Annotated in this window: 19 protein-coding genes; 8 read left to right on the plus strand and 11 right to left on the minus strand. The window is 64.4% G+C overall.

What is annotated here, in order from left to right; all coding sequences use genetic code 11:
- Positions 1 to 58 precede the first annotated feature (58 nt).
- Entirely contained in the window at positions 59 to 622 is a 564-nt protein-coding gene (locus NJH59_RS24160; protein WP_043864117.1) for a nitroreductase family protein, read from the plus strand.
- A gap of 128 nt (positions 623 to 750) precedes the next feature.
- Here the strand turns inward: NJH59_RS24160 and NJH59_RS24165 are convergent, their stop codons facing one another.
- The 6 genes from NJH59_RS24165 to NJH59_RS24190 all read right to left on the minus strand — a co-directional run bounded on the left by NJH59_RS24165 (position 751) and on the right by NJH59_RS24190 (position 4,912).
- Entirely contained in the window at positions 751 to 2,088 is a 1,338-nt protein-coding gene (locus NJH59_RS24165; RefSeq protein ID WP_253087406.1) for a HAMP domain-containing sensor histidine kinase, read from the minus strand.
- Positions 2,089 to 2,145: 57 nt separating this feature from the next.
- Positions 2,146 to 2,562: a Spy/CpxP family protein refolding chaperone gene (locus tag NJH59_RS24170; RefSeq protein WP_043864115.1), complete on the minus strand. Its 417-nt coding sequence runs from the start codon at positions 2,560 to 2,562 to the stop codon at positions 2,146 to 2,148.
- A gap of 163 nt (positions 2,563 to 2,725) precedes the next feature.
- On the minus strand, positions 2,726 to 3,403 hold the full coding sequence (locus NJH59_RS24175) for a response regulator transcription factor (RefSeq protein ID WP_043864114.1): 678 nt from the start codon (positions 3,401 to 3,403) through the stop codon (positions 2,726 to 2,728).
- Positions 3,404 to 3,410: 7 nt separating this feature from the next.
- Complete coding sequence (locus NJH59_RS24180) at positions 3,411 to 3,812, minus strand: translation initiation factor 2 (RefSeq protein ID WP_043864113.1); 402 nt, start codon at positions 3,810 to 3,812, stop codon at positions 3,411 to 3,413.
- 202 nt (positions 3,813 to 4,014) lie between these two features.
- Positions 4,015 to 4,314 carry a YciI family protein gene (locus NJH59_RS24185; RefSeq protein WP_043864112.1) on the minus strand — a complete coding sequence of 100 codons (300 nt, stop codon included), beginning with the start codon at positions 4,312 to 4,314 and terminating at the stop codon, positions 4,015 to 4,017.
- 1 nt (position 4,315) lies between these two features.
- Positions 4,316 to 4,912, minus strand: coding sequence for a septation protein A (locus NJH59_RS24190; RefSeq protein ID WP_043864111.1), 597 nt, complete (start codon positions 4,910 to 4,912; stop codon positions 4,316 to 4,318).
- Positions 4,913 to 4,978: 66 nt separating this feature from the next.
- Here NJH59_RS24190 and NJH59_RS24195 point away from each other — a divergent pair, with 66 nt between their 5' ends.
- The 7 genes from NJH59_RS24195 to arfB all read left to right on the plus strand — a co-directional run bounded on the left by NJH59_RS24195 (position 4,979) and on the right by arfB (position 11,951).
- Positions 4,979 to 5,842, plus strand: coding sequence for a PHP domain-containing protein (locus NJH59_RS24195; RefSeq protein WP_043864110.1), 864 nt, complete (start codon positions 4,979 to 4,981; stop codon positions 5,840 to 5,842).
- Positions 5,843 to 5,855: 13 nt separating this feature from the next.
- A complete protein-coding gene (locus NJH59_RS24200) occupies positions 5,856 to 6,485 on the plus strand; it encodes an L-threonylcarbamoyladenylate synthase (RefSeq protein WP_043864297.1) in 630 nt (209 codons plus the stop codon).
- 128 nt (positions 6,486 to 6,613) lie between these two features.
- Positions 6,614 to 7,312, plus strand: a complete 699-nt coding sequence (locus NJH59_RS24205; RefSeq protein WP_162484885.1) for a ScpA family protein — start codon at positions 6,614 to 6,616, stop codon at positions 7,310 to 7,312.
- Between the two features lie 18 nt (positions 7,313 to 7,330).
- Positions 7,331 to 8,095: an SMC-Scp complex subunit ScpB gene (scpB, locus tag NJH59_RS24210; protein ID WP_058540764.1), complete on the plus strand. Its 765-nt coding sequence runs from the start codon at positions 7,331 to 7,333 to the stop codon at positions 8,093 to 8,095.
- A gap of 153 nt (positions 8,096 to 8,248) precedes the next feature.
- Positions 8,249 to 9,313: a 23S rRNA pseudouridine(2605) synthase RluB gene (gene rluB, locus NJH59_RS24215; protein ID WP_054916588.1), complete on the plus strand. Its 1,065-nt coding sequence runs from the start codon at positions 8,249 to 8,251 to the stop codon at positions 9,311 to 9,313.
- A gap of 702 nt (positions 9,314 to 10,015) precedes the next feature.
- Complete coding sequence (locus NJH59_RS24220; RefSeq protein ID WP_043864106.1) at positions 10,016 to 11,437, plus strand: amino acid permease; 1,422 nt, start codon at positions 10,016 to 10,018, stop codon at positions 11,435 to 11,437.
- A 100-nt stretch (positions 11,438 to 11,537) separates the two neighbouring features.
- Positions 11,538 to 11,951 (plus strand): alternative ribosome rescue aminoacyl-tRNA hydrolase ArfB, encoded by a 414-nt coding sequence (gene arfB / locus NJH59_RS24225; RefSeq protein ID WP_043864296.1) that lies wholly within the window; start codon positions 11,538 to 11,540, stop codon positions 11,949 to 11,951.
- Here the strand turns inward: arfB and NJH59_RS24230 are convergent.
- The 5 genes from NJH59_RS24230 to phhA form a co-directional block, all read right to left on the minus strand.
- On the minus strand, positions 11,945 to 13,144 hold the full coding sequence (locus NJH59_RS24230) for an MFS transporter (protein WP_253087407.1): 1,200 nt from the start codon (positions 13,142 to 13,144) through the stop codon (positions 11,945 to 11,947). The two genes, arfB and NJH59_RS24230, sit on opposite strands and share 7 nt — an antisense overlap.
- 137 nt (positions 13,145 to 13,281) lie before the next feature.
- A complete protein-coding gene (locus NJH59_RS25550) occupies positions 13,282 to 13,413 on the minus strand; it encodes a hypothetical protein (protein ID WP_255002693.1) in 132 nt (43 codons plus the stop codon).
- A gap of 203 nt (positions 13,414 to 13,616) precedes the next feature.
- On the minus strand, positions 13,617 to 14,810 hold the full coding sequence (locus NJH59_RS24235; protein WP_253087408.1) for an amino acid aminotransferase: 1,194 nt from the start codon (positions 14,808 to 14,810) through the stop codon (positions 13,617 to 13,619).
- Positions 14,810 to 15,166: a 4a-hydroxytetrahydrobiopterin dehydratase gene (locus tag NJH59_RS24240; protein WP_036994257.1), complete on the minus strand. Its 357-nt coding sequence runs from the start codon at positions 15,164 to 15,166 to the stop codon at positions 14,810 to 14,812. Before NJH59_RS24240 ends, NJH59_RS24235 begins: the two co-directional genes overlap by 1 nt.
- 44 nt (positions 15,167 to 15,210) lie before the next feature.
- Positions 15,211 to 15,999 carry a phenylalanine 4-monooxygenase gene (phhA, locus tag NJH59_RS24245; protein WP_043860279.1) on the minus strand — a complete coding sequence of 263 codons (789 nt, stop codon included), beginning with the start codon at positions 15,997 to 15,999 and terminating at the stop codon, positions 15,211 to 15,213.
- Positions 16,000 to 16,193: the final 194 nt, after the last annotated feature.

Raw genomic sequence — 16,193 nt, forward strand, 5'->3', positions numbered from 1 at the left:
ATGGGCCTCTTTAAGTAAACGGTAGAATAGCCGCACATTTCTCGACAGGGGGTAGCCGATGGAGGCTCTCGACGCATTGCTCAACCGTGTTTCCGTTCCTCGCCTGGTAGAGCCGGCACCTGATGCTGCGCAGCGCGAGTTGCTGTTTCGGGCGGCCTCGCGTGCGCCGGACCATGGCCAATTGCGGCCCTGGCGGTTCCTGACCATCGAAGGCGCGGCCCGCGAACAATTGGGGGCGCTGCTGGCCGAGGCGGTGCAGGCGCAGGGCGAAGCCACCGAGGCAGCGCTGGAAAAGGCCCATGCCATGCCGCTGCGGGCGCCGTTGCTGATTGTGGTGATCGCGAACGTGCAGGATCACGTCAAGGTGCCCAAGTCCGAGCAGCGGCTGGCGGCCGCGTGTGCGGCGCATGCCATTCTGCTGGCGGCATATGCCCAGGGGATCGGCGCGGTGTGGCGTACCGGCGAGCTGTCCTACAGCCCGCAGGTGGCCAAGGGCCTCGGGTTGGCGGATACCGAAGAGCTGATCGGCTTCCTGTATGTGGGCACGCCGCTTAACCCGCCGCGTACGGCGCCGGTGGTGTCTGTCGAGGCGTTTGTCAGCGCCTGGGAGCAGCCCCGCTAAGCTATACAGGCATCAGATGGCCCTTTCGCTGGCAAAGCCAGCTCCCACAGGTGCGCACTTGCCCTGGAGGACGGTGACATGCCTGTGGGGGCCGGCTTGCCAGCGAAGAAGCCAACACCCGTCTTTATTCAGGCGCTAGCCGGCCCCGCCACCGGCAACTCCAGCGTCGCCACGAACCCGCCCTGCGCATGGTTGCCCAGCACCAGGCTGCCACCATGACGTTCCGCCGCCTTGCGCGCGATCGCAAGGCCCAGGCCATGCCCGGCCGTGGTCTGCCCCGCGGCGCGGAAAAACGGCTCGCCCAACTGCGCCAGGTGCTCGTCGGCCACCCCCGGCCCGTGATCGCGCACCGTCAGCACGATACGCTCGCCTTCACGCTGTGCACTCATCTCGATCGGTTGCCCCGGCGGATTGAAGCGCACGGCATTGCGCAGCAGGTTGTCCAGCGCACGTTCGATCAGTGTCGGCCAGCCCTGCAGGCTCAGCCCTGGCGTGTCGTGCAGCTGGATGTCCTGTTCCGGCGCTGCGAGCTGAGCATCCTTGCGCACGCTGGCCAGCAGCGCATTGAGGTCGACTGGTTCTGCGCTGGCGCTTTCGGCATCCACCCGCGCCAACACCAGGATTTCGCTGATCAACGCCTCGAGGCGGTCGCACTCGCGGGTCAGGCGCGGCCAGTAGGCCTGCTGCTGTGCAGGCTCTGCCCGCTCGGCCAGGGCCAGGGCGATCCGCAGGCGTGCCAGGGGTGAGCGCAGTTCATGGGACACGTCACGCAGCAGTTGGCGCTGGCTGGCAATCAGGCTCTGCAGGCGCGCGCCCATGCGGTTGAAGTCATTGGCCAGCACACCGAATTCGTCGCGCCGGTTGGCCAGGCGTGCCAGGCTGTTCTGCTGGTAGGTGGTCTGCCCCAGGTCATGTACCGCGCCACGCAGGCGACTGAGGGGGCGGGTGATCGACAGGGTTACCAGCAGGCTGAACAGGGTCAGTACCACCAGGGCAATGCCCAATGCACTCAGCGGCCACAGCAGGCTGTCGCGGTGCCAGGCGTCGAGTTCGGGGTGAGGGATGCGGTAGATCAGCAGGTAGGTGTCGCCCGTGCCGGGGCTGGTGTACTCCTCGGTGAGGCGTCGCCAGGGCAGCGGCTCGCCGTTGTGCCGGCGCGCCTCGAAGGCTGCTGCGCGGCGCGGGAACGTGCCTGGCACCACGGCCTCGCCGCTTTCGTTGAGCACCTGCACGTCGATGTTGTAGCGTCGCTTGCGCAGCTCCAGATAACGCTGCGCGGCCTCGGGCCCTTGTTGTTCGTAGCGCGCCGACCAGTTCATGGCCAGGGTATTGAGCCCCGGGTGGCGGCTGAGGATCCAGGCGTCCTGATTGAGCATGTGGCCGAGCAGGATCGACAGCCCGGCAACCAGGGTGATGGCCAGCCAGAAACTGGCCAGGATGCGCCAGAACAGTGAACGCAAGGGCATTACCTCAAACGAAAGAAGCCCGACCTGCGGGGGCAGGTCGGGCGGGGTGTGGACAGCTTACTGGGCCTTGCTGGCTTTTTCAGCTTTCCAGGCTTTGAACTCGGCCCACTCGGCCTTGCGCTCTGCCTGCTTCTTCTTCATTTCATCGAACTGCTTCTGCTGCTCTGGCTTGAGCATGCCGCGGATCTGGGTGTCGACCTTGTCGTGGCTTGCCTTGAGTTCGTCCTTGAGTGCCTTCTGGTCGGCTGCCGGCAGCTTGGCCAGGTAGCGCTGGGTGATTTCGTGGCGGCTCTTCATCTGCTCGCCCATCAGTTGACGGATCTGCTGGCGCTGCTCGCGGGTCAGGTCCAGCTGGGCGAAAGGCGCTCCACCGCGTTGGTGCTCGGCGCCGTGACGGGGGCCGCCATCGGGCATGGCCATGGCTACGGTTGGCAGGGCGGCAGCGAACATCAGGGCGATAAGGGTCTTGCGCATGGTGACTCTCCTTGTTGAGGCCGGTCGTTACCGGATGTGCCCAGTCTAGGGAGATCAAGGTCAGCGGCGGTCAGGCAAGGGTAAAGCTTGGGTAAAGACGGTGGGCGAGGGTGTTTACACGGTGGGGCGTTGGCGTGCGCCCCATTGCCAGCAAGGCTGGCGCCTACAGGCTGTAGTAATAGCCGCGGCTGCGCAGGGCGACGATGCGCGGCCTGCCATCGGGATGCGGGCCGATCTTCTTGCGCAGGTTGCTGACGTGCATGTCCAGGCTACGGTCGTACAGGGTCAGCTTGCGGCCCAGGGCGAGCTGCGCCAGTTCCTGTTTGTCCAGCGGCTCACCCGGCTGGCCCAGCAGGGCTTCGAGAATGCGGCTTTCGGAAAGGGTCAGGGTCAGCTCGCGTTCGTCGATGTCGACCACGCCACGGGCGGGGCTGAAGCGCAGGTCGCCCACTTCCATCTGGGTGGGTGTGGCGGCCGGGTGGCTGCGGCGCAGCACGGCGCGCAGCCGCGCGGTGAGCTCGCGGGGGTCGCAGGGCTTGGCCAGGTAGTCGTCGGCGCCCAGTTCCAGGCCCAGGATACGGTCCAGCGGCTCGCCGCGAGCAGACAGCATCAGCACTGGCAGTTCGGCGTGGTCGCTGCGCAATTGCTTGAGCAGTTCCAGGCCGCTGCCGTCGGGCAGCATCACATCCAGCACCACCGCTGCCGGGGCGTGCTCGGCCAGGGCCTTGCGGGCGCTCTGGCCATCATGGCAGGCACGCACCTGAAAGCCTTCCTGGGTCAGCCAGCTGCTCAGCAGCTCGCACAGTTCCTGGTCATCATCAATCAGTAGCAGCTCGCTCATGTCTCACTCAATTCAACCATTGCCGGCGCCGTCTGTGGCTGCCACTGGCAAAGATACCGCAGAGCACGGCCAACAGGGCAACTCCGGCGCCAATCACGAACCATTGCTGCTGATCGGTGAGCAGCTTGGGCAGCGGGTTGGCCTGGTGTTGCTCGAGCTGCTGCTTCAGGCGTTGGTTCTCCTGGCGCAGGCGGGTCAGCTGGGCACTTTCGCGTTCGTTCTCGGCATTTTTCAGCTGCTGCTTGAGCGCTTCGTGCTGGCGCTCACTTTCCTTGAGACGTTGCTGCAGCTCGGAGATCTGGCTACCCGCACTCAACGACAAAGGGGTGCTGGCGGAGGCTTCGGCGGCCTTGGCGAGCGGGGTCAGCAGCAACAGGCACAGCAGCATGGACAACGGACCTTGACGCATCGGAACTCCTTGATTCCAATCGGGTGTTGCGTAGGTTGTCGGCAGGTGGACGAGAATGATGAACATTCGAGTGGATTTTAAGGCGTAGCACTACAGGCCCGCTGTAGTGGGCAAAGCCAGGAAGGGGAGCAGGGAGTGTGTGCGAAGGTGCGCAGAAGGTGAGGCGAACCGGCGCGACGAAGGGGTCGTCGCGCCGATCAGGTTACGGCAGGACCTGCTTGAACGGCTTCACCAGCACTTCGGCATATACACCCGCCGCAATGTAAGGATCCGCATCTGCCCAGGCCTTGGCAGCCTCGAGCGAGTCGAACTCGGCGACGATCAGGCTGCCACTGAACCCGGCCGCGCCAGGGTCGTTGCTGTCGATCGCCGGGTGCGGGCCGGCCAGTACGATGCGGCCTTCGGCCTTGAGCTGCTGCAGGCGCTCAAGGTGCGCCGGGCGTGCAGCCAGGCGGGCTTGCAGCGAATCGGCAACGTCTGTGGCGATGATGGCGTAGAGCATGTCAGTCCTCGGTCTTGGGGGTAGTAGGGTCGCTGTCGTGCAGGTGACGGGACAGGTAGACACCCTGGCCCACCAGGAACAGTACGGTCATGCCCAGGCTGCCGAATACCTTGAAGTCCACCCAGATGTCCTGGAAGGTGAAGGCAACGAACAGGTTGGCCGCGCCGCAGAACAGGAAGAACGCGATCCACGCCAGGTTCAGGCGCGTCCACACCGGCTCGGGCAAGGTCAGCGCATGGCCCATGATGCGCTTGATCAATACACGGTCACCAATGAAGTGACTGCCCGCAAAAGCGGTGGCGAACAGCCAGTTCACCGCCGGGGCCTTCCACTTGAGGAAGGTCTCGCTGTGGAAGGCCAGGGTCAGGCCGCCAAATACCAGGCATGCCACCAGGGTCAGCCACTGGCCCTTCTCCAGCTTGCGCTGGCGGATCAGCAATGCGCCATACACCACCAGCGAACTGATGATCAGCACCGCCGTGGCGCTGTAGATGCCGCCCAGCTCGAACGACTGGCCGGCAACGTCGACCGTGCGCGGGTCGAGCTTGTAGACGATGAAAAACAGGAACAACGGGATGAAATCGATGAATTGTTTCACAGTGGCAGCCAGAAGCAGGATGTGACGGCATAATAACAAACATCAATGAGAGCGTATGCGCCACCTATGAATGTTGATCTGCACTGCCACAGCACCGCTTCCGATGGCGCCCTGTCGCCCACGGCGCTGGTCGCTCGCGCCCACGAACACGGCGTGCGGATGCTTTCGCTGACCGACCACGACACCCTCGAAGGCCAGCTCGAAGCCCAGGCTGCCACCCAGGCGCTGGACATGCAGTGGGTCAGCGGGGTCGAGCTGTCCTGCACCTGGGGCGGGGCGACGATTCACATCCTGGGCTACAACTTCCCGCTCGATGCCGAACCGCTGCAGCGCGCCGTCGAGTCGCTGCACCGTGGACGCTGGCTGCGCTCCGAGGAAATCGACCGGCGGCTGGCGCTCAAGGGCATGCCCGGCGCGCTGGACGGCGCCCGTGCCATCCAGCAGGAGCTGGGCGACAGCGGCAATGCGCCGGCCCGTCCGCACTTTGCCGAGTACCTGGTGCGTGCCGGCCACGTCAAGGACCGCGGCGAAGCCTTTCGCAAGTGGCTGGGCGCCGGCAAGCTGGGGGATGTGAAGCTGCACTGGCCAAGCCTGGAAGACACCGTGCAGACCCTGCGCCAGTCCCACGCATGGGTCAGCCTTGCCCACCCGATGCACTACGAATTAACCCGCAGCAAGCGTCGACGCCTGATTGCCGACTATATTCAAGCAGGTGGCCAGGCGCTGGAAGTGGTGAACGGGATGATGCCCGCCGAACAGGTGGGCACGATGTCGATCCTGGCCCGTGAGTTCGGTCTGCTGGCCAGCGCCGGCAGCGATTTCCATGGCCCGGGCGCCTGGTCTGAGATCGGTGTCTACCGGCCGTTGCCGGAGGACCTGCCACCTCTGTGGCGTCGATTCAAACATGAGCAGCCCACTGCACCCGTCTGAACAGGTAGAAAACGTGAGTCAATTTTTCCAGATTCATGCGGAAAACCCGCAACCGCGCCTGATCAAGCAGGCCGTCGAGATCATCCGCAAGGGTGGGGTGGTGGTCTACCCTACCGATTCGTCCTACGCCATGGGTTGCCAGATAGGCGACAAGTCTGCCGTGGAGCGCGTGCGCCGCTTGCGCGGGCTGGACAAGAGCCACAACTTCACGCTGATCTGCTGCGACCTGTCGCAGATGGGCCTGTTCGCCAAGATCGACACCGCCACGTTCCGCCTGCTCAAGGCGCATGTGCCGGGGCCCTATACCTTCATCCTCAATGGCACCCGCGAAGTACCGCGCCTGCTGTTGCACGAGAAGCGCCGCACCATCGGCCTGCGCGTGCCGCAAAACCCCATTCTTCTGGCCTTGCTCGAAGAGCTGGGCGAGCCGTTGATGAGCGTCAGCCTGATCCTGCCAGGCGACGACGAACCCATGACCGACCCGTACGAGATCCGTCAGCGCCTGGAAAAACAGGTCGACCTGATCATCGACGGCGGTTACGGCGACCTCAAGGCCTCCACCATCATCGACCTGACCGGGGAGGAGGCGGTGCTGGTGCGTGAAGGCTGCGGCGACCCGGCGCCCTTCATGGCCGAAGCGTGAACCAGGTCGCTGCGGTCGAGCCGGCCCTGGACCCACAGGCCGGCGCCCAGCAGGAGCTGCCACTGGTGATGGTGTATGGCGAAGCCATGACCGAGATGCCGGTGGACCTGTACATCCCGCCCGATGCGCTGGAAGTGTTCCTCGAAGCCTTCGAGGGCCCGCTCGACCTGCTGCTGTATCTGATTCGCAAGCAGAACGTGGATATTCTCGACATCCCGGTGGCGGAGATCACGCGCCAGTACATGGGCTATGTCGAGCTGATGAAGACCGTACGCCTGGAACTGGCCGCCGAGTACCTGGTGATGGCCGCTATGCTGGCCGAGATCAAGTCGCGCATGCTGCTGCCGCGCTCTGCCGAAGTGGAGCAGGAAGAGGACGATCCGCGTGCCGAACTGATTCGCCGGCTGCAGGAGTACGAACGTTTCAAGGCCGCCGCCGAAGGCATCGACGGCCTGAGCCGGGTTGGCCGCGAGGTGATCGTACCGCGCCTGGAGGCACCCCAGGCCAAGGCGCGCAAGCTGTTGCCCGACGTTGCGCTGGAAGAGGTGCTGATGTCGATGGCCGAGGTGCTGCGCCGCGGCGACATGTTCGAGAGCCACCAGGTCAGCCGCGAGGCGCTGTCGACCCGCGAGCGCATGAGCGATGTGCTCGAGCGCCTCAAGGGCGGCGGCTTCGTGCCCTTCGTCGAGCTGTTCACGGCCGAGGAGGGCAAGCTGGGGGTGGTGGTGACCTTCATGGCCATCCTCGAACTGGTCAAGGAATCTCTCGTCGAACTGGTGCAGAATGAGCCCTTCGCTCCCATCCATGTCCGCGCCCGGGCCGAATAACCGTACACGAGCACCCCAATGAACCTGACCGACCCCCGTGACCTGGCGCCGCTGCTGGAAGCCTTCCTGCTCGCCTCTGGCAAGGCGCAATCGCTGGAGCGCCTGTACGAGCTGTTCGAAGAGGCCGAGCGCCCTGAGCCCGGCGTGTTCAAGAAGGCCCTCGAGGTGCTGCGCAAGTCCTGTGCCGGGCGCGCGTTCGAGCTCAAGGAAGTGGCCTCGGGCTACCGCCTGCAGATCCGCGAGGACTACGCGCCCTGGGTCGGGCGGCTGTGGGAAGAACGGCCGCAGCGCTATTCGCGTGCGTTGCTCGAAACCATTGCGCTGATCGCCTATCGCCAGCCGATCACCCGTGGCGAGATCGAGGATGTGCGGGGCGTGGCGGTGAACACCAATATCATCAAGACCCTGCTCGAGCGCGAGTGGGTGCGCATCGTGGGCTACCGCGAAGTGCCCGGCAAACCGGCGATGTTCGCCACCACCAAGGCCTTTCTCGACCACTTCAACCTGAAGAACCTCGACGAGCTGCCCTCGCTGGCCGAGTTGCGCGAGATGGAGCCCGAGCCATTGCTGGAAGTGGATGACGCACCGGTGCCAGCCCACCTGCAGGCCCTGGCCGACGAGAGCGCCGAGCCCGAAGCACCGGTCGAGGAGACCAGCTTTCACAGCCTGTTGCTGGAGCTGGACTCGATGGAGCAGGGGCTCAAGACCGACTTCGACGACCTGCTCGAGGAGGCCGATGAACCCGATGAGGGCCAGGCAGCGCCCGGTTCGCCGCAGGGCTGAGCGGCCTTCGAGCGGAAAACAGCGTCCTGGGGTGCAATATCGGCTAGTCTGTGGTGCGTTTGTCGTCGGTTCGGCGTATGATTCGCGACCTTTTTTGGCGCTTGTTTGGCCAATTCAATGATTTTCAGCAGCACTACACCGGGAGGTGCCCAGATGAGTGAACAGGATCTGCACGATAGCCCGCCGCGTCCAGCCGGCGAAAAACTGCAAAAGGTACTCGCGCGCATTGGCGTGGGTTCGCGCCGCGACGTCGAGGCCTGGATCAGCCAGGGTCGCATCAAGGTCAATGGCGTGGACGCCACCCTTGGCCAGCGCGTCGACATGCACGACGCGATTTCGGTCGACGGCCGCCTGATCAAGCGTGAAGAAGCCGCCGAGACCGTGCGCCGCGTCATCATGTACAACAAGCCCGACGGCGAGATCTGCACCCGTGACGACCCGGAAGGTCGCCCGACCGTGTTCGATCGCCTGCCGCGCCCGAAAGAGGGCCGCTGGATCAACGTCGGTCGCCTGGACATCAACACCACCGGCCTGCTGATGTTCACCACCGATGGTGAGCTGGCCAACCGCCTGATGCACCCGTCGTCCGAAATGGACCGTGAATACGCAGTGCGTGTACGCGGCGAAGTGGACGAAGACATGATCGCGCGCCTGAAGGCGGGCGTGGTGCTCGAAGACGGTCCGGCGCGTTTCACCGACATCCAGGAAGCCCCGGGCGGTGAAGGTTTCAACCACTGGTACCACTGCGTGGTGATGGAAGGCCGCAACCGTGAGGTGCGTCGCCTGTGGGAATCCCAGGGCCTGGTGGTCAGCCGCCTGAAGCGTGTGCGCTTTGGCCCGGTGTTCCTCAACAGCGACCTGCCGATGGGCCGCTGGCGCGAAATGAGCCAGGGCGAAGTGGACATCCTGGCTGCCGAAGTGGGGCTCAAGCCGGTGGCAATGCCGGCGATGAAGGCAAAGGTCAAGGACAAGCTCGAGCGCATGCAGCGCAAGTCGTCCAAGCCGGTGGGCCGTGGCGAGCGCGTGCGCACCCTGCGCCCGGCCAAGGAAGGTGGCGCGACCACCGAGCGCGCAGCGCGCCAGCCGCGTGACGACTCGCCACGCAAGGGCCGCAGCACCGTGGCCGAGCGTCCGAGCGACATGAACAAGCGCAAGCCGGCCGGCTCCGCACCCAAGCGGCCGGGCAGCAGCCGTGGCAAGCCGCCGCGGGCTGAGTAAGCGCTCACACAAGCCAACCTTCGGGTTGGCTTTTTTGTGCCTGTGGTGTTTTCACGTACCTTCGCCGGCAAGGCCGGTTCCTACAGGCGTTGCACTCGCAGTGTAGGAGTCGGCGTTGCCGGCGGAGGGCCGGCGCAGACACTCCAAGGCAACCAGTGGAAACTTTTTGAACCACGTCGTAAATAATTCGTTACGACTTGTGGCGTACTGATTGGGCAAGCCAGCCCATCCTTCAGGCTGTAAACAAACCTTGCCGAAAACGTCGGCGACGCTCACCTTCCGTCCACGTCAACCTCTTGCCCAACCCCCGCAACCACGGTGTGATAGCCGCCATTGCCAAGTGCAAAAGCCCCGCCGCAGAGCTGGGCAAGCCATAACAAGAAATGGAGGCGCCATGCACGCCGTACACTCCCCCAGGCTTCAGAACCCCCGCCGGACCGCTGCGTCTTGTCATCCGACAGTCACGCAACGTGTTGACCCCTGCGCCAAAGCAAGGGTATACAATGCGCCGCGTTTTAACTGTGACCCAACTGCGTACCGCGCAACCTTGCTGACTCCGGGCTGATTCGCCTCGGGCTGACGCCCGTACCGAAGGCTCTGGTCCAAGACTCCTCAAGGTATACCACCTTGTTAATTCCGCTGCGCCACGAGCGCGGTGGGTCCGATTCCGTCACAGATAAAAACAAACAGGTGACTCCGTTCATGAGTGGACAAAACTCGCATTCAGGTGAGCTCAAGCGTGGCCTGAAAAACCGCCACATCCAGCTGATCGCCCTCGGTGGCGCCATCGGCACCGGCCTGTTCCTGGGGTCGGCCGGGGTGATGCAATCGGCCGGCCCGTCGATGATCCTGGGCTATGCGATCTGCGGCTTCATTGCCTTCCTGATCATGCGCCAGCTGGGCGAGATGATCGTCGAAGAGCCGGTGGCCGGCTCCTTCGCCCACTTCGCCCACAAGTACTGGGGCGGTTTCGCCGGCTTCCTGTCGGGCTGGAACTGCTGGGTGCTGTACATCCTGGTGGGGATGTCGGAGCTGACCGCGGTCGGCAAGTATGTCCACTACTGGTGGCCGGAGATCCCCACCTGGGCCTCGGCAGCCGCATTCTTCATCCTCATCAACGCGATCAACCTGGCCAACGTGAAGGTGTTCGGCGAGGCGGAGTTCTGGTTCGCGATCATCAAGGTGCTGGCCATCGTCGGCATGATCGGCCTGGGCAGCTACCTGCTGGTCAGCGGCAGCGGCGGCCCTGAAGCCTCGGTCACCAACCTGTGGGCCCACGGCGGTTTCTTCCCGCACGGCGTCGGCGGCCTGGTGATGGCCATGGCGATCATCATGTTCTCCTTCGGCGGCCTGGAAATGCTCGGTTTCACCGCAGCCGAGGCCGACAAGCCGAAGACCGTGATCCCCAAGGCGATCAACCAGGTCATCTACCGCATCCTGATCTTCTACATCGGTGCCCTGGTGGTGCTGCTGTCGCTGACCCCGTGGGACAGCCTGGTCAGCAGCCTGACCAGCTCGGGCGATGCCTACAGCGCCAGCCCGTTCGTGCAGGTGTTCTCGCTGCTGGGCAGCAACACCGCAGCGCATATCCTCAACTTCGTGGTGCTGACCGCGGCGCTGTCGGTGTACAACAGTGGTACCTACTGCAACGCGCGCATGCTCTACGGCATGGCCGAGCAGGGTGATGCGCCGGCCAGCCTGGCCAAGATCGACAAGCGTGGCGTGCCGGTACGCTCGATTCTGGCGTCGGCAGCCGTTACCGTGGTGGCGGTGCTGCTCAACTACCTGATGCCGCACAGCGCCCTGGAGCTGCTGATGTCGCTGGTGGTGGCGACCCTGGTGATCAACTGGGCGATGATCAGCTACTCGCACCTCAAGTTCCGCCAGCACATGGACCGTACCGGTCAGAAGTCGCTGTTCCGCGCGCTGATCTACCCCTACGGCAACTACCTCTGCCTGGCGTTCGTGGTGTTCATCCTGGGCATCATGCTGCTGATGCCGGGCATCCGTGTATCGGTGTACGCGATTCCGGTATGGCTGGTGGTGATGTGGGGCTTCTACTGGCTCAAGAGCAAGCGCAGCGCCAACGGCGCCCCTGCAGTGCCGAGCGCCGCCCTCAAGTAAGCGCAGGATGCTGCAATGAAAGCCCGGCCTTGTGCCGGGCTTTTTGGTTTTGTGCACCAGGGCGGGTATCCTGAAGGCCAATTCGCGCAAAGCCAGGCCCATGCTGATCATTTCCAACGCCGTGCACATTCCCGATGACGAGATCGAATTGAACGCCATTCGCGCCCAGGGCGCCGGTGGGCAGAACGTCAACAAGGTCTCCAGCGCCGTGCACCTGCGCTTTGACATCAATGCCTCGTCACTGCCGCCGTTTCACAAGGAACGGTTGCTGGGCCTGCGTGACAGCCGGATCACCAGCGACGGGGTGATCGTGCTCAAGGCCCAGCAATACCGTACCCAGGAGCAGAACCGGGCCGACGCCCTGGAGCGCTTGCGCGAACTGATTCTGGCGGCGGTGAAGGTCGAGAAGGCGCGGCGGCCTACGCGCCCGACCCTGGGCTCCAAGACCCGTCGCCTGGAGTCAAAGAGCAAGCGCGGGGCGATCAAGGCCGGGCGCGGCAAGATCGACTACTGAAGCGTGTGGCGTACCGGGTTCAGTCGTGCCTGGCGGTACAGGTAAAGGCTGAGCAGCAGGCCGCACAAGGCGGCGATTGCCGCAAACAGAAAGATCGAGGCAAAGCCGAAACCTGCCGCCACGGCCCCCGCCAGTGGTCCAGTGATACCCAGCGACAGGTCGATGAACAGTGAGTAGGCCCCCACCGCGGCACCGCGGTTGGCCGCCGGCACCAGATTGACCGCCTCTACCCCCAGCGCCGGGAATACCAGCGAAAAGCCGAAGCCGCTCAGTGCTGCACCGGCCAGTGCCAGTTCGGCGCTGGGGGCCAGCCACAGCAGCAACAGGCCGATCGTCTCCACGCTCAGGCAGGCAATGGCGACACGGTAGCCGCCCAGACGGTTGATCAGGTTGCCGAACAGCAGGCGTGCGCTGATGAAGCTGGCGCCGAACAGGCTCAGGCACAAGGCGGCGTTGTGCCAGGACTGGCTGGCGTAGTACAGGGTAATGAAGGTGGCGATGGTGCCAAAGCCGATCGAGCCCAGCGCCAGCCCCGAGCCATGCCCGAACACCCGCCCCAGCACGTGCAGAAACGGCATGCGCACGCCACTGACGATCGGCGCCGCCTGCTTGGGCCAGGCCAGCGCCAGGCCTGCCGCGCACAGCAGCAGGATGCTCACGCCCATGCTCCACAGCCCCAGCTGCTGTACCAGCACCACCCCCAGCGGTGCGCCGATGGCCAGCGCGCCGTAGCTGGCGATGCCGTTCCAGGAGATCACCTTGGCGGTGTGCTGCGCGCCCACCCGGCCGATGCCCCAGCCGATGGCGCCCGAACCCACCAGGCTTTCGGCGCTGCCCAGCACCAGGCGCCCCACCAGCAGGCTGGTCAGGCTCATCCAGGGCGTGGCCTGCAGCCAGGCGGCCAGCAACATGAACACACCGCTCAGGCCGCAGCCGCCCAGGCCGTACATCACCGCACGCTTGCAGCCCTGATTGTCGATGAGGCGGCTGGCATAGGGGCGGCTGAGCAGGGTGGCGAGGTATTGCACGCTGATCACCAGGCCGGCGACCACGGCGCCGAACCCCAGGGTGTCGTGCACGAAGCCGGGCAGCACGGCCAGGGGAATGCCGATGTTGAGGTAGCCGATGAAGGTGAATAGCACGATGGAGACGACTTGCAGGGTGACCGCCAGGGGGCGCGGTGTGACAGGCATGGAAGGTCCGGGAGGTGACGGGCTGGAGTGCCTATCATAGACCTGTGGAGCGCGGGGAGGGTTCTTGGCGGTGTGAAAACCCGTTGCCGGGGTCGTCCCCTGTCGTAGTGGTTTTCACACGCCGGGTAGTGCGCGGTTTATTCCTGTTCGGCGCTCGGGGTTTCGTCGCCATCGGAATCTGCCACGTGGGCAGGTTCGGCGCTGAGAGGAGCAGCAGGCTGCTCGGCTTGGTTCAGGCTTGGGAAGGGAAGATTCGGGATTTCATGCATCTCGTCGTTCCTCGCAAGTTTATAAGGTGGAAAGGCTGCGCAAGGCGCGCTTGGCTTCGATAAAGCCTGGGCAGGATACAGGAGTCTGGATGACAGTATGAATTTTCCTGCTGATTGGTGGCCTTCAGCGGCTTCGCCGGCACGGCCAGCGCCTACACGGATCGACGTCGTCCCTGTAGGAGCCGGCCTTGCCGACGAAGGCTTCAGCGACAGACGTCCGCGATGGCCGCCGCCAGCACCTGCAGCCTGGCCGCATCCGCCCCGGCGATGTTCGCCCGCCCGGTACCGACCATGTACACACTGTGCTTCTCGCGCAGTTGCGTCACTTGCTGCGGTGAGAGGCCGGTGTAGGAGAACATTCCGCGTTGCGCGGCGATATGCGCGAACCGCTCGCTCAGCCCATGGGGCTGCAGCGCCTCGACCAGGCCGACCCGCAGCATGGCGATGCGCTGGCGCATGGCGTCGACTTCGTCGGCCCACAGGCGCTTGAGCGCCGGATCGCCAAGAATCGTCGCCACCACCGCCGCGCCATGGTCTGGCGGCGTCGACCACAGGTTGCGTGCAATCGATGCCAGCTGACTGCGCACATCCTGCAGCTTTTCGGCGCTGTCGGCGCATACCAGCAGCGCACCGGTGCGCTCGCGGTACAGGCCGAAGTTCTTCGAGCACGAACTGGTCACCAGCAGCTCCGGCAGGGCCTGGGCAAACAGCCTCACGGCCCAGGCATCCTGCTCCAACCCGTCACCGAAGCCCTGGTAGGCGAAGTCGATCAGCGGCAGCAGTTCGCGGCGCTTGACCACTTCCAGCACCGCCTGCCAGTCCTGCTGCGACAGGTCGAAGCCGGTGGGGTTGTGGCAGCAGGCGTGCAGCAGCACCACGTCGCCCGAGGGCACCGATTCCAGTGCCGCGAGCATGCCGGTCACGTTCAGGCGGTTGTCTGCGCCCACATAGGGGTAGTGACTGACCTTCAGGCCGGCACTGGCGAACAGCGTTTCGTGGATCGGCCAGGTCGGGTCGCTCAGCCAGATGCCACGCCCTGGCAGGCACTGGCGGATGAACTCCGCCGCCAGTCGCAGTGCGCCGGTGCCGCCCGGGGTTTGCGTGGCACCTGCGCGCCGGGCTGCGAGCAGTGGCGCGTCGTCACCAAGTACCAGTTGCGCGATCAGTTGTCCGAAGGCTGCATCCCCGTGACCGCCTACGTAGCTCTTGCTGGTCTGGCCGTCGAGCAGGCGCTGTTCGGCCAGCTTGACCGCCCTGGGCACCGGGGTAAGGCCCTGGGCGTCCTTGAACACGCCAACCCCCAGGTCGAACCTGTCGGGGTTGGTGTCCCTGGCGTACGCCTCCATCAGCCCCAGAATCGGGTCGCCCGGCACGCGCGCGATGGCGCCGAAGTGCATTACTTGCGACCTTCTGCGGTGCTGGCGACCTCATCGGTGCGCGCGGCCATGATGAAGTCGTTGCGGTGCAGGCCCTTGATCGAGTGGCTCCACCAGGTCACGGTGACCTTGCCCCACTCGGTCAGCAGGCCAGGGTGATGGCCTTCGGCTTCGGAGATCTCGCCCACTGCGTTGGTGAACGCCAGGGCATGTTTGAAATTCTTGAACAGGAACACTTTTTCCAGCTGCATGATGCCGTCGCGCACTTCGATGTTCCAATCCGGGATCTGCTTGATCAGTACCGGCAGTTCTTCGTCGCTGACCTGTGGGGCGTCGGCACGGCAGGCTTCGCAATGGGCTTGGTTCAAGGCGTTCATAGGTGATTCTTCCGCAAGTGGTTGTTATAGGTGTACAGGGTGGCTCAAGCGGCCACCTTGGGGGGGAATTTGGGGGCGTGCAGGCCCAGCTGCATGGCGCGTTGAACCATGCCCATGATGTCTTCGTGGGCCAGGTCGAACAAGCGCTTGAGCTGCGGCAGGGCGAAGTACACCGGCTGCAGGATATCGATGCGATACGGCGTGCGCATGGCCTCGAGCGGATCGAAGGCCTGGTGTTCCGGTTCGTCGGACAGGCTGTAGACGGTTTCCTTGGGCGAGGAGAGGATGCCGCCGCCGTAGATCCTGCGGCCCTGCGGGGTGTCCACCAGACCGAACTCGATGGTCATCCAGTACAGGCGGGCCAGGTAGACGCGCTGTTCCTTGGTCGCGGCCAGGCCGAGTTTGCCGTAGGTGTGGGTGAATTCGGCAAACCAGGGGTTGGTCAGCAGCGGGCAGTGGCCGAAGATCTCGTGAAAGATGTCGGGCTCTTGCAGATAGTCGAGTTCTTCTTCGGTGCGAATGAAGGTGGCCACCGGAAAGCGCTTGCTGGCCAGCAGTTCGAAGAAGGTCTGGAAGGGGATCAGGGCCGGCACGCGGGCAACTTGCCAGCCGGTGGTGGCGCCCAGTACCTGGTTGATCTCGCTCAGTTGCGGAATGCGGTCATGAGGCAGGTTCAGTTGTTCGATGCCGTCCAGGTACTCCTGGCACGCGCGCCCCTCGATCACCTTCAGCTGGCGGGTGATCAGGGTATTCCACACCGCATGTTCCTGCGGCGGGTAATCGATAAAACCCTGCGCATCGGGCTCGCGGGCCACGTAGTGCGTCTGTTTCATGCTGCTCTCCTGATGAGGGCCTTTATTGTTATAGGGTGGCTTTCGCCATGCCCTAGGAATACCCCCTCACCCTGGTGTTTGCATCCCGTTGCCTCGTGCCCGGCGGGCGGTTCAACCGTATTTTTGTAACGCAGATTTTACGGTGGTGCCGAAGTGCCGAGAAAACGCAGGTACTGGTAGCTGTGAATCCGCCT

It is taken from the genome of Pseudomonas sp. VE 267-6A (genome assembly GCF_024126555.1).
Classification (GTDB): domain Bacteria; phylum Pseudomonadota; class Gammaproteobacteria; order Pseudomonadales; family Pseudomonadaceae; genus Aquipseudomonas; species Aquipseudomonas palmensis.